We start from the raw sequence: 12,672 nt of genomic DNA on the forward strand, positions 1-12,672 counted from the left end.
ACCCAGTGGCTTACTCAGGTATTCTATTCTACCGCATAGCGCCACCCGCTCCAAATACGCATCGCCAACGTCCCTGCTACCGCAACAACCATTACAACGTGCAAACGCTGCAATGTCTTTTGCCATGATACCCTATTCCCACGACAATTGGGACTGCTAATCCCACGTAATTTGCCACTTTCTGGCAAAAATTGCGCTTTTTTACCCGCTTAAATGCGATCTTTTGGTGCGAGCCCCAAATGACAGCGTTACCACGCGTATTCGAGGCTAGCGCCGACATTGAACTGGCGTCCCGGTGCGGGCTCAAGGGTGCGGCCGCGACTTTGGTTCACAATCACTGCCCCTACATACTTTTTGTCGAACAGGTTATCGACTTTGGCCCAGAGCGATAACAGACTTCCCGCCCAATCGTGCTGCGACTCTACCGCCAGATCCCACACCAGCGAGGCGGGAGCCCATTCGATGTTTTCATCGCCGGTAGCGACTTCACTGCGATACTGCGCCGCGAGATCGACGCTAAGTGCCGCTCCCAGTGGGGCCCAGTCGAGCTGTGAGTAAAAGTTCTCATCCGCCACCCCGGGCAGCGAGTTACCTTTGTAGGGGCCTGCCGCGTATTCCGCTTCAAGCCAGGTGCCGCCCCAGCGCCAACTCAAATCAGAGCCGAGAACCCAGTCGAGGCTCCACTCCAACCCGCGACGCTCGGTCCTGGCGCCATTGCGATAGGTGGTGCGCCCGCCGTCGGAGGTATCAACGACCAATTCCTTATCGCTGTCCACCCCAAACACCGCCACACTTGCCTGCAGAACCCCAGTCTCACGCCGCCAGCCAACTTCAAGCTGCCGATTACGCGCCGGTTCCAACTCGCCGTTTAACCCTGTGCCTTCGTTGCGGTAGGCCATTTCGGTCAGGGTGGGGGTTTCAAAGCCCTCGCCCACACTGGCAAATAAGCGCGACTCGGCAATGCCATAGCTGGCGCCCAAACCAAATGAGGGCTCGCGATAGCGCAGCTCACCGGAATCGTCGGGGTTGCTGCCCTGAATAAAATAATCGGTCACCGCAAAACGGATATCATTGTGGCGCACCCCCGCCTGCAGCCGCCAGGGGCCTTCGGGGGACCAATTTAGGGAGGTATAAAGATCGCGATTGGTCACTTCACCCAACTCATTGCGCTTTAACTCGCCCTGAGTGCCCATATCGTTCACAAAGCCTTTGCGGCGGTCGCGCATTTGCCCGAACTCGGCGCCCACAGCCCATTCCCAATCGCCCCAGCGTTTGCCCAACCGAGCATTGCTGCCCCAGAAGTCGCGCTGCAAATCAATCACAGCGCCATTGGCATTTTCGCCGTCGCCAGGAAAACTGAGGAATTGTTTAATATCCCGCTCGCCCGTCCATCCGGCCCACTGCCACTGCCCCCAGTCGGTATCCTGGCGCAGAGACAAAGAAGCCTGGCGGTGCTCGATGGACTTGCGCGGATCAAACAGCCGTGCCACCGGATGAACTTGCGTGGCATCCTCCTGCCACTGTTCGTAGGTGAGCCCCTGCGGGTCTAACGTCTCCGGGTCGCGACTGATATCCACACGCGCCACTGCCTCTATTCCGCCCGTGCTCTGATAAAACCACTGGCCGGTAAACTGATTGCGCTCGGCACTGGAATGATCGCGAAAGCCATCGGTGGAAAATTGACTGGCCTGAACCCGCGCTGCGGCCTGCTCCCCGACCCATTCGCCACGCAGACGGTAGCGCCGCTGCCGAGCATCGCCCGCCGCCGTCAGCACCGAAATAGAATTTTCTCGGGGCTTTGCCGTATTGAACAAAATGGTGCCTCCGGCGGCATTGCCATACAAAGTGGCCAGGGGCCCACGCATCACCTCGACCCGATCGAAAGTGTCCAGGGCAAAGCTGGATGTCTGACTCTGACCGTCGGGCATAGTGAGAGGGATAGCATCCACCCGCATATTAATTCCACGCACCCCAAAGGCCGAACGGGCGCCAAAGCCGCGCAAACTGATGCGAGTATCCTGCGCAAAATTAGAACGACTATCGGCCTGCACCCCGGGCAAACCGGCCAGCAGCTCCGCGCTGTCAAAGCGAAACCCGGGCAGCTGCCGCTCGGTGCCGACACTGTCCACCGTAGCGGCGCTACTTAGCCAGGACTCTTCGACCCGATTGGCGGTAACGATTACCGTCTCTTCTATTGACTCAGAGGACTCGGAAATCGCTTCGGCGGAGGCCATTGTCAGTGCTACCGCGCCGAGCGCCAAGGCCGGCAAATGGCTTAACATAAAAACACCTTAAAACTGATTACTGCGACAAACGCCGCTTGGTTAGCCCCGTGGCCACGTGGGTAAGGGGGTCCTCGGGCCAGGGGTGTTTAACATAGCGACCGCGCATCTCGCGTCTCACCTGGGGGTAAACCTCGGCCCAAAAATAGGCAAGGTCACGGGTCACGGCGAGGGGCTGGCCCGCCGGCGACAGCAACTCGATGGTTAGAGGCACCGAAGACAATGGCAGGCCAAACTCTCGGGCGCCAAAAAACTCCTGCAACTTAGCGCGAATCACAGGCTCAGGCGACTCAAGCCGGGCAAGAAACTCTTGTGCACTTAACCCCGCGGTATAATCCACCCGCAAACCCCGACCGCTGGGCAGCGTCAACTGAGCGGGCAACAACCGATCCAATTCGGCGCAGACTTCGTACCCGAGATAAAAGCCCAGTGCGTCAGAAAACGGCAACGCGTCAATATCCGTATCGCCATCGACAAAGCCGCCCAGCCACTGGGCCAGCCTATCGCTTAACGCGGACAATTCGAGCGCAGGCACGGCGACCCCACCGGCGCGGCCTGCCAAACGCGCACGGGCCAGCAGCTGTAGCGCATCGGTAGACCAGGTTAGATTCGCCAGCCCCCGCTCGCGCACATAACGCAGGACTGCCTCCGGCGCCTCGCTGGCCGCCAAGGTGCGGCGCTGCTCGTCCACCACCTGACCGCCCATGCGATAGCGCGTTACCTCGACCCAGCGACGTCGATTGCCACTGCCCACAGGCTCTGTCGCCGTTTCTACCTCGGCCAACTCGTGCAACCGGCGCTCTGATAAAGCCACCTCAAGCCCCACTCCCTCCAGCGCGGGACCTCTAGCCGCCAGGTGCAATACCAACGCCCACTGCGAGCGGCAGGCCATGGCGACTGACACCCCGGTATTTAATCGGTATTGGCCTTCGCCGGTGGCGCGCCCAATGCGATCGGCAAACACCTGGGCCAGGCGTTCTGTCAGCGCTGGCGAGAGCTCGCTCGGTTGGCTGCCGGGTTTTACCGAACAGTTCAGCACTTTTTGCCAGCGCGACAACAACTGACGCCAGCGCCTGTCGCGCGTGGCGAGATCGCAGCCGGTATTGATCCAGCCTGCCAAATCACCCGAGGGCTCAAGATCAAAGTGTAGGGCTAACGCCAGAGTCAAAAGCCAGGAGTCGTCATTCAAATAATCGCGACTGTGCAACAACAAGGCGGCAATTCTGGGGTGAGTTCCCAGAGCGCTGACCTGTCGCCCCAAGGAGGTAATGCCACCTTGCTGATCCAGCAGCTGCCAGCGCTGCAACTGCGCCTTAGCGTGCGCCAAGGCCAACGCCCCAGGCGCCTCCAGCCAGGGCAGCTGGTCGGCGGGGGTTCCCCAGTGAGCCAGGCGCAACGCCAGAGGCAGGTAATCAGTGCGGCGAATTTCCGGCAGAGTTTGCGGCGCCAGAGGTTCAGATTCCGCCCATAAGCGCACACAGTTACCCGCCTGCACCCGCCCCGCGCGGCCGCGACGCTGCTCGGCACTGGCGGCCGAGATTCGCCGGGTTTTTAAGCGGGTGACGCCGGTGCGCTGCTCGTAGTCGGGTTCGCGCGCCAAGCCAGCGTCTAAAACCAAGGTAACATCGGCAATGGTAAGTGAGGTTTCGGCAATATTCGTGGCCAGTATCACGCGGGGTCCGGTCGCCGGGTCCACGGCCGCCAGCTGTTCGGCGCGCTCGACCCGGCTGTGTAAAGCCAGCACGGTGGTTTGCGGCCAGGCCTGCTGCAACGCTTGGCGGCAGCGCTCAATCTCTCGCCAGCCGGGCAAAAACACCAACACCGTCTGGGTATGCCAATCGGCCATCCCCTCCAGCGCCCGCACTAAGTGATCTCTCAAAGGCTCGGGGCGGCCGTTAACCATTTTGCCCGCGCAATAGACCAGCGCCACGTCGTAACAGCGGCCGGGGCTATAAAGTGAGGCCTCGACCTGCTGGCGCAGCGCCGAGTCCGGGGTCGCCGACATCAGCACCAGCTTTAAATCATCGCGTAAAATCGCGCTCTCTTGCGCAAGCGCCCAGGCGGTATCCTGGTTAACCGAACGCTCGTGAATCTCATCGAGCATCACCACGGCCACTGACGACAATTCCGGATCGGCCAGCAAACGCTGTAAAAACACCCCTGGGGTCATGACCAGTAAGCGAGTGCTATCCGAGACCGCTCGATCAAAAGGAACCTGATACCCCACCTGCTCGCCCACAGCGCCCCCGGTTAGTTCGGCCAGGCGCCGCGCCAGAGCAATCGCGGGCAACACCCGTGGCTGAATCAGCCAAATTTGCCGGCCTCGCGGTGCCCATTGCATTGCCCATAAAGGGGCGAGCGTGGATTTACCCGCGCCTGGCTCCGCCTCGAGCAGCAGCGTCGAGACGCTCTCAAGAGACTGAATAAACTCATCGCGCAGCGGGGTTAAAGGTAACTGGGGTAACTGATCGGCCATAAATATTAAACGGTATCGCCCGTGGAGACTCCCCAACCACCACCGCCCGCCGTCGCGAGGGTCAGGGTATCGCCGGCATTTACTTTAAGTGGCACCTTGGCCGGCAGAAGTTGCCCGTTGTGGCGATTTTCGCCGACCGCTCCGCAATCGCCTCCGCTGAGTCCCCAGGGGGCGCGTGTGCGCCTTTCGGTTAACAGCGTCACTGTGGCCGGGGCCAGAAATTGATACTCCCGCACCAGACCATCACCGCCAGGGTTCTGCCCCGCGCCGCCACTGCCACGGCGGCGCTGGTAGCGTGTAACCCGCAAGGGGTAGTGCTTTTCCAGACTTTCAATGGGTGTGTTCAAGGTGTTAGTCATATGGGTTTGCACCGCCGACAAACCGCCGCCGGACTTACCCGCGCCCATGCCTCCGCCGTTGGTTTCGTAGTAATCCCAGCGTTCGCGTCCATGTTGGGCGGGGGCGCCCATGGCAATATTGTTCATCGAGCCACTGCTGGCAGCGGGAATTACGTCGGGTAACGCCTGTGCCAAGGCCCCCAGTACCGTATCCACCATACGAGTAGATGTTTCCACATTGCCCGCCGCCACCGCCGCCGGGCGCCGCGCATTAACCAAACTGCCCTCGGCCGCCCTTAACCGCACCGGGCGAAAGCTTCCGGCACAGGCCGGGGTTTGCGCGGGCATTAAGCATCGCAATACGTAGAACACCGCTGCCGCAGCCACCGACAACGGGCAGTTAATATTGCCGGACACCTGAGCGCTGGTGCCCTCAAAGTCGGCTTCCACCTGTCCGTCACTGACTGTCAGCGCGACGGCAATGGGAATATCGGTCTGACCCAGGCCGTCATCATCCATATAGTCCATATACCGATAGCGACCATCGGGTATTTGACGCAGGGCGCTGCGAGCCAGGCGCTCGGCGTAATCATTTAACTGGGCGAGCGCCTGGTTATAGGCCTGCACGCCCAACGCCTCTACCTGCTCGGCAAGACGCTTGGCCCCCAAACGGCTGGCGCTTATTTGCGCGGCAAAATCACCGCGCGCCTGAATACCCGCATTCGAGCTTTGATCCTCGCCACACAGAGCGCACATCACAGACTCCACGGGCTTGCCTTCGCGCACAATAAAAGTCGGCGCTATCACTACCCCCTCCTCCTCCAGCGTGCGAGAAATAGGCATGGAGCCGGGCGAGCTGGCGCCGATATTGGCGTGATGAGCACGATTGGCCGCAAAGCCGACCAGTTCTCCGGCACTCCATACGGGCGCGATTACGGTGACATCGGGCAAATGGGTGCCGCCTAAATAGGGGTCATTGACCACCAGCATATCGCCTTCGCACCATTCAACACCGGCGACAATCTGCCCCATGGCGTAGGCCATGCTGCCCAAATGGACGGGTATGTGCGCGGCCTGCGCCGCCAGCTGGCCAGCGGTATCAAAAAGGGCGCAGGAAAAATCCAGCCGGTCTTTGATGTTGGGCGAGAAGGCCGCGCCTTTTAATACCGCCCCCATCTCGTCGCAAATAGCCGTCATGCGACTGGCAAATACACTTAATTCAATCGCGTTCATTGCTCGGTCTCTCTGTGCGCCGCGTTTCTCAAACCAGGCATCTTATCACGCCCTCAAGTCTCACCGACGCCTTGCCACAGGGCCTATTTGCCAAGTTGGGGGAATCCATATACTATCGCTTGTTTGGTTTTCCGCCCGCCCGCATTGCGTTTATTTTGCCGGCAACTGCGAGCGCCAAATTCCCTGAATAATTTAGCGGCCAGAGCCCTCACCACCCATGGGTTCGGGTCTTATTTTTGTTGGAGAAAGTCAATGTCGACACTGATGAACACCTACGGCGCCAGAACCCTCACCCTGGTAAAGGGCGCGGGCAGCCGAGTGTGGGACGACGCCGGCAAAAGCTATATCGACGGCATTAGCGGAATCGCCGTGTGCGGCCTGGGCCATTCACACGCGGCGGTCACCCGTGCTATTAGCGAACAGGCCGACAAGCTGCTGCATGTGTCCAATCTGTATAACATTCCGCCGCAGCAAAGCCTCGCTGACAAGCTCTGCCGTGCGGCGCAAATGGACAAGGTGTTTTTCTCCAACTCCGGCGCCGAGGCCAACGAAGCGGCCATTAAACTGGCACGTAAATACGGCAACGACAAAGGCGTCGAAAACCCCACTATTGTGGTGATGAACAGCGCCTTCCACGGCCGCACCATGGCCACCCTGACCGCCACCGGCAACGCCAAGGCGCAGCAGGGGTTTGAGCCATTGTTGCCAGGTTTTGTCCGCGCCCCGTTCAACGATATTGCGGCCATTGAGGTACTCGCAGCCGAGCATAAAAACATTGTCGCGGTTTTGGTTGAACCGGTTCAAGGTGAAGGCGGTGTGCGCGTGCCCCATGCCGATTACTTACCCAAGCTGCGCGAGCTGTGTGATCGCCATGAGTGGCTGATGATGCTGGACGAAATTCAAACCGGCAATGGCCGCACAGGCAAATATTTCGCCTACCAACACAGTCAGGCGCTACCCGATGTGGTCACCACCGCCAAAGGCCTGGGCAATGGCCTGCCGATTGGCGCGTGTCTGGCGCGCGGCAAAGCGGCCGAGGTATTTGGCCCGGGCAATCACGGCTCCACCTTTGGCGGTAACCCGCTGGCCTGTCACGGCGCCGAAGCGGTAGTGGATACCCTGACCGGAGGCGACCTTATAGAACGTGTCGCCCAACGTGGCGAGCAAATGCTGCAGAGTTTTAAAGACAAGCTGGCGGGCAATGACAAGGTAGTGGATATTCGCGGCCAGGGCCTAATGCTGGGCATCGAGCTTGAGTCGCCCTGCCTGGAATTAGTCGCCAAGGCCCGCGAGCTGGGTCTGCTTATTAATGTGACAGCCGGCAATACGGTTCGCCTGCTGCCCACCTTCATTATGACCGATGAAGAGACCGACGAGCTGGTCAACGGCGTTGTCCAGCTTATCGAACAATTTGAACCAAACGACGAATAAATCAGTAAAGGCATGACTATGGTTGCAGTTTCAGCACCACAGAACACAGGACACGTGCGGCACTTTTTAACCCTCAATGATCTGAGTAAAGATGAGCTAAACTCGATCATCGACCGCGCCATCGAAATGAAAAAAGAGCTGCACGAGGGCCGCTCCCAGCCTTTACTGGAACGCAAAGTCATGGGGATGATTTTTGAAAAATCCTCCACTCGCACGCGTGTATCCTTTGAAACCGGCATGGCGCAGCTGGGCGGCCACGCCCTGTTTTTGTCGCCCCGCGATACCCAGCTGGGACGCGGCGAGCCCATCGAAGACTCCGCCCGGGTGCTGTCGCGCATGGTGGATATTGTGATGATTCGCACCTTTGGCCACGACAAAATTGAACGCTTTGCCGAGTACTCACAGGTGCCGGTGATTAACGCCTTAACCGACGACTACCACCCCTGCCAGCTGCTGGCCGACATCCAAACCTTTGTCGAGCTGCGCGGCTCAATGGAAGGTAAAATTGTCGCCTGGGTGGGCGATGGCAATAACATGTGCAACTCCTATATTAACGCCGCCGCCCTGTGCGGATTCGAGCTGCGCATCGCCTGCCCCAAAGGTTTTGAGCCCGCCGAGCACTTGCTACAAGCCAATCGCGACTGCGTTACCCTTTGCGCGACACCCCAAGAGGCGGTCGCCGGTGCCCACCTGGTGGTTACCGACACCTGGGCCTCCATGGGACAGGAAGAAGAGAAAAACGAGCGCGAACGCGCCTTTGCCGATTATCAAGTAAACGCCGAGCTGATGAGCCACGCGGCCGCCGACGCCCTATTTATGCATTGCCTGCCCGCCTACCGCGGCAAAGAGGTCAGCGCCGAACTGCTGGACGCCCCGGATTCTGCGGTCTGGCAAGAGGCAGAAAACCGCTTACACGCGCAAAAAGCTCTGGTGGAATTCCTATTAACCCAATAGGTCCTGCTGCGCCTTTTACCCCCAAGGGGAAGAGGCGCATAATCCCCCAAGGCTGTTCCCCTTTCATGTTCACAGCGGCTAGGAGTGAGTATGAGTCACTGGCAAGAATTTTTAGGTGCCCAAGGCGCCGAGTATCAAACTGACGGCACAGTTACCTTTCCCCAGGCAACATCCCCCAACAACACTGACACCTGGATGACCCCGCTGGAGCACGAGCGCTTGATTTCGTTGCACGGCGCCAAGGCGCAAAGCTTTTTGCAGGGACAAGTCACCTGCGATGTGCGCGAGCTAAGCGAGCAGCGCTGGCGCTATGGCGCCCAGTGCAATTTAAAAGGTCGGGTGATGGCGAGCTTCACCCTCGCTGCCGCCGGCGGCGACGAACTTTTACTCAAGCTAAGTGCTGACCTGGCGCAAAGCACCCGCGACAACTTACACAAGTACGCGGTCTTCTCCCGGGTCGAATTAGCGGTAGACGATCAGCGAGTCGTTTTGGGGCTATCGGGCCCAGATGCCGACCGGCTTATCAGCCAACACCTGGGTTTTGCTGCGCCCGCTGCAGGCGAATTCACAGGCTCGGATAAGGCCGTGGTACTTGCTTTAGAGAACCAGCGCTTCGAGCTATGGATAAACAGTCAGGCAGCACCCGAACTTTGGCAAGTGCTGAGTGCCGACTGCTTACCCGCCGATACGGCCTTGTGGCAACAACAAGATATTCGCGCTGGGGTTGCCAAGATCAATACCGCAACCGCCGAGCGCTATACGCCTCAGGATTTAAACTATCCGCTTATCGACGCGGTAAACTTTAAAAAAGGCTGTTACACCGGGCAAGAAGTTGTGGCGCGGCTACACTACAAAGCAACCCTTAAAAAACGCCTGTACCTGATCGAAGGGGCGGGTGAAGTACCGGCAGCCACAGCGGCAGTGTCCAATAGCGACGGCAAAAACCGGGGCGAGATTGTTCAGGCCTTAAGCCAAGCCAATGGCTTTATCGCGCTGGCGGTACTGCCCATTGACGACGCGCAAAGCCTTTATCTGCAAGAACGAGATGAGCCGATCACCCGATTGGACTTGCCATACGCCACGGCTGAAGCCGACAATAGCCCCTGAAAACAAATAATACGGACCGCCCAATGAGTCAAATTATCGAAACCGTTCGCCAGGATATTATCGACGCCATCAAATCCGACCGCCTGCTCTTACCCACCCTACCCGAAGCGGCCCTGCGGGTGCGCGAGGTCGCCGATGACCCGGAAGCGGATATGGATCAGCTCACCGATGTCATTGGCACCGATGCGGCGCTCTCGGCGCGTATTATTCGGGTGGCTAACAGCCCGCTGATGCGCGCCAACAAAGCCATTGAGGACCTCAAGGCGGCCGTCATGCGCCTGGGTATTCAATACACCTGTAACATTGCCACCGGCCTTGCCATGCAACAGATGTTTCAGGCCACTTCAGATTTGGTGGACTCGCGTCTGCGCGAGACCTGGAACCGTTCCAGTGAAATTGCCGGCATTTGCCACGTTCTGTGCCGCCACTACACCAAGCTGCGCCCCGACCAAGCTACCCTGGCGGGACTAATTCACCGTATTGGCGTGCTGCCGATTCTGACCTACGCTGAAGAGCACCCCTCTTTGCTAAAAGACAGCCTGACCCTGGACCGCGTCATCTTTCAGCTACAAGGTGCGATTGGCGATTTAATTTTAAAAACCTGGGACTTTCCCGCCGAGATTGCCAAAGTGCCCTCCCAGCACATGAAATTCACCCGCGAAGCCGACAAGGCCGATTACGCCGACATCGTCACCGTGGCCATGCTGCAAAGCTACCTGGGCACCGATACCGCTCTGGGACGGGTGGACTATCACAAAGTCACCGCCTTTAACCGCTTAGGCATGGACCCGGATATGCAAATGGCCGAAGGCGAAGATCTGTCAGCGGAAATGGAAGCGGCAATGGCGATGCTGCAATAATCAGGGCCTGACGCTTGAAGTCGGATGTCTGATGCGTCCGACTTCAGACTTCTGACATCGGACGGCTTTTACAAGCTCCAATCTATCGGCTCACACCCCCTCCCCTGCAAATACTCATTCACCTGACTAAAGTGGCCATTGCCAATAAAACCCCGGTGGGCCGATAGCGGTGAAGGATGGGGAGATTTCAGCACCAAGTGTTTTTGCGCGTCGATCAGGCGACCTTTTTTCTGGGCGTAGCTGCCCCACAACAAAAACACTAAGCCTTCGCGGTCGCGGTTCAAGGCATCAATAGCGGCGTCGGTAAACGCCTCCCAACCCTGGTTTTGGTGGGAACCTGCCTTGCCCTGCTCCACGCTTAGGGTCGCGTTGAGCAGTAACACGCCCTGGTCGGCCCAGGCCTGCAAACAGCCGTGGGCGGGCCTGGGGATACCCAGGTCGCGCTCAATCTCCTTAAACATATTCTGCAGCGAGGGCGGCGGGCGCACCCCGACGGGCACCGAAAAACTTAGGCCGTGGGCCTGCCCGGGGCCGTGGTAGGGGTCCTGCCCCAGAATGACCACTTTTACCTTATCGAAAGGGGTGGAATTAAATGCGTTAAACATTAAAGGCGAAGGCGGATAAATAACTTTACCCGCCTGTTTTTCACGTTTTAAAAACGCCTTGAGTGCCTGCATATGAGGCTTGGCAAACTCGGCCTCAAGCTCAGCCAGCCAGCCGGGCTCGAGTTGTATGGATGGTGTCTCGCTCACAGGGGGTACTCCTTTGCAAGCGAGACAATCTAGCATTGTTTACTCGCCAATGCAGTACTCGGCGAGGGGCGGAAAGCCATTAAACTCCACCGCGCTGTAACTGGTGGTGTAGGCACCGGTCGACAGCCAGTACAAGCGGTCCCCCGCACTGAGATCCAGCGGCAGCGGGTACTTAAAGTTTTCGTACATGATATCGGCACTGTCGCAGGTGGGGCCCGCCAACACCGCTCCCTCCAGCTCACCGCTTTTTTCGGTATACACCGGATACTTAATAGACTCGTCCAGAGTTTCAATCAAGCCGCCAAACTTGCCCACATCGGTAAACACCCAGCGGTGCAAGGCAGTGCGAGACTTACGCGAGATCAGAACCACTTCGCTCACCAACACACCGGCATTGGCAATTAACGAGCGTCCCGGCTCGAGAATAATGCGCGGAAACCCCTCAGCAAAATCCTCTTGCAAAAACCGGGTAATTTCTTCGGCGTAAGTGGCCAAATCATTGGTGCGGCTAATGTAATTGGCGGGAAATCCTCCGCCCATATTAATCATTTTCAGAACAATGCCCTGCTCTTGCTGCAGGCGCTCAAAAATCACTTTAACCTTTGCCAAAGCGGCATCCCAGCTGCCGATTTCGCGCTGCTGCGAGCCCACGTGAAACGACACCCCATAGGGCTCCAAGCCCAACGCTTGCGCATGCGTCAGCAGCTCTACCGCCATTTCGGTTTCACAACCAAATTTACGCGACAGCGGCCAGTCAGCGGTTTGCGAACCATCGGTTAACACCCGCACATACACCTGCGCGCCCGGGGCTTCGCGCGCGATATTAACTAAATCGTCCTCCGAGTCGGTGGCAAACAGGCGCACACCGCGCTCGTGAAAGTAGCGAATATCGGCGGCTTTTTTGATGGTGTTGCCATAACTGATGCGCTCGGCATCAACGCCCAACCCCATCACCTTGTCCAACTCATAGCGCGAGGCAATATCGAAATTCGCTCCTCGGTCACGCAGCAAACTAATAATAGCCGGCGCCGGGTTGGCTTTCACCGCGTAATAAATATCGGCGTAATCAAAACTGGCAACCAGATCGTCGTAAGCCCGGCCAATGGTCGGCAAGTCAATCACCACAAACGGGGTTTCGCGCGTGTCGGCAAAGGCCTTAATACGCGCAAAAGTCTCAGCCTGGTAATAGTCGGTAACGTCCGTCACCCCATTAAATTGATTCATTACTTGCCTCCTGGG

Annotated in this window: 9 protein-coding genes; 4 read left to right on the top strand and 5 right to left on the bottom strand. The window is 58.4% G+C overall.

All coding sequences use genetic code 11. The features are described from left to right. Positions 1-248: 248 nt before the first annotated feature. Genes M6D89_RS06440 through M6D89_RS06450 form a run of 3 tightly spaced genes read right to left on the bottom strand, consistent with a single transcriptional unit; the run spans position 249 to position 6,329 of the window. The gene (locus M6D89_RS06440) at positions 249-2,282 is read right to left on the bottom strand and encodes a TonB-dependent receptor family protein (RefSeq protein ID WP_253967198.1); all 2,034 of its coding nucleotides are present in this window, start codon (positions 2,280-2,282) and stop codon (positions 249-251) included. Between the two features lie 19 nt (positions 2,283-2,301). Beyond that, a complete protein-coding gene (gene hrpB / locus M6D89_RS06445; RefSeq protein WP_253967199.1) occupies positions 2,302-4,758 on the bottom strand; it encodes an ATP-dependent helicase HrpB in 2,457 nt (818 codons plus the stop codon). A 5-nt stretch (positions 4,759-4,763) separates the two neighbouring features. After that, a complete protein-coding gene (locus tag M6D89_RS06450; protein ID WP_253967200.1) occupies positions 4,764-6,329 on the bottom strand; it encodes a hydantoinase B/oxoprolinase family protein in 1,566 nt (521 codons plus the stop codon). Positions 6,330-6,581: 252 nt separating this feature from the next. On the opposite strand from M6D89_RS06450, the gene M6D89_RS06455 reads away from it, so the two are divergent. From M6D89_RS06455 to M6D89_RS06470, 4 genes are all read left to right on the top strand, one after another. After that, positions 6,582-7,760 (top strand): aspartate aminotransferase family protein, encoded by a 1,179-nt coding sequence (locus M6D89_RS06455; RefSeq protein ID WP_253967201.1) that lies wholly within the window; start codon positions 6,582-6,584, stop codon positions 7,758-7,760. 18 nt (positions 7,761-7,778) lie between these two features. Beyond that, positions 7,779-8,714, top strand: coding sequence for an ornithine carbamoyltransferase (gene argF, locus M6D89_RS06460; protein WP_253967706.1), 936 nt, complete (start codon positions 7,779-7,781; stop codon positions 8,712-8,714). Between the two features lie 90 nt (positions 8,715-8,804). Then, the gene (ygfZ, locus tag M6D89_RS06465; RefSeq protein WP_253967202.1) at positions 8,805-9,821 is read left to right on the top strand and encodes a CAF17-like 4Fe-4S cluster assembly/insertion protein YgfZ; all 1,017 of its coding nucleotides are present in this window, start codon (positions 8,805-8,807) and stop codon (positions 9,819-9,821) included. Between the two features lie 23 nt (positions 9,822-9,844). After that, the gene (locus M6D89_RS06470) at positions 9,845-10,681 is read left to right on the top strand and encodes an HDOD domain-containing protein (RefSeq protein ID WP_253967203.1); all 837 of its coding nucleotides are present in this window, start codon (positions 9,845-9,847) and stop codon (positions 10,679-10,681) included. 68 nt (positions 10,682-10,749) lie between these two features. On the opposite strand, the gene ung is transcribed toward M6D89_RS06470, so the two are convergent. Beyond that, positions 10,750-11,469, bottom strand: a complete 720-nt coding sequence (gene ung, locus M6D89_RS06475; RefSeq protein ID WP_253967204.1) for a uracil-DNA glycosylase — start codon at positions 11,467-11,469, stop codon at positions 10,750-10,752. A 3-nt stretch (positions 11,470-11,472) separates the two neighbouring features. After that, complete coding sequence (locus M6D89_RS06480) at positions 11,473-12,657, bottom strand: type III PLP-dependent enzyme (RefSeq protein ID WP_253967205.1); 1,185 nt, start codon at positions 12,655-12,657, stop codon at positions 11,473-11,475. Between the last annotated feature and the right edge of the window lie 15 nt (positions 12,658-12,672).

The organism is Gilvimarinus xylanilyticus, from assembly GCF_024195295.1.
In the GTDB taxonomy this organism is placed as follows: Bacteria; Pseudomonadota; Gammaproteobacteria; order Pseudomonadales; family Cellvibrionaceae; genus Gilvimarinus; species Gilvimarinus xylanilyticus.

Excerpts from the sequence above, each read along its gene's own strand:
- M6D89_RS06440 (WP_253967198.1), bottom strand. The coding sequence starts at position 2,282 with ATGTTAAGCCATTTGCCGGCCTTGGCGCTCGGCGCGGTAGCACTGACA.
- hrpB (WP_253967199.1), bottom strand. The coding sequence starts at position 4,758 with ATGGCCGATCAGTTACCCCAGTTACCTTTAACCCCGCTGCGCGATGAG.
- M6D89_RS06450 (WP_253967200.1), bottom strand. The coding sequence starts at position 6,329 with ATGAACGCGATTGAATTAAGTGTATTTGCCAGTCGCATGACGGCTATT.
- M6D89_RS06455 (WP_253967201.1), top strand. The coding sequence starts at position 6,582 with ATGTCGACACTGATGAACACCTACGGCGCCAGAACCCTCACCCTGGTA.
- argF (WP_253967706.1), top strand. The coding sequence starts at position 7,779 with ATGGTTGCAGTTTCAGCACCACAGAACACAGGACACGTGCGGCACTTT.
- ygfZ (WP_253967202.1), top strand. The coding sequence starts at position 8,805 with ATGAGTCACTGGCAAGAATTTTTAGGTGCCCAAGGCGCCGAGTATCAA.
- M6D89_RS06470 (WP_253967203.1), top strand. The coding sequence starts at position 9,845 with ATGAGTCAAATTATCGAAACCGTTCGCCAGGATATTATCGACGCCATC.
- ung (WP_253967204.1), bottom strand. The coding sequence starts at position 11,469 with ATGCTAGATTGTCTCGCTTGCAAAGGAGTACCCCCTGTGAGCGAGACA.
- M6D89_RS06480 (WP_253967205.1), bottom strand. The coding sequence starts at position 12,657 with ATGAATCAATTTAATGGGGTGACGGACGTTACCGACTATTACCAGGCT.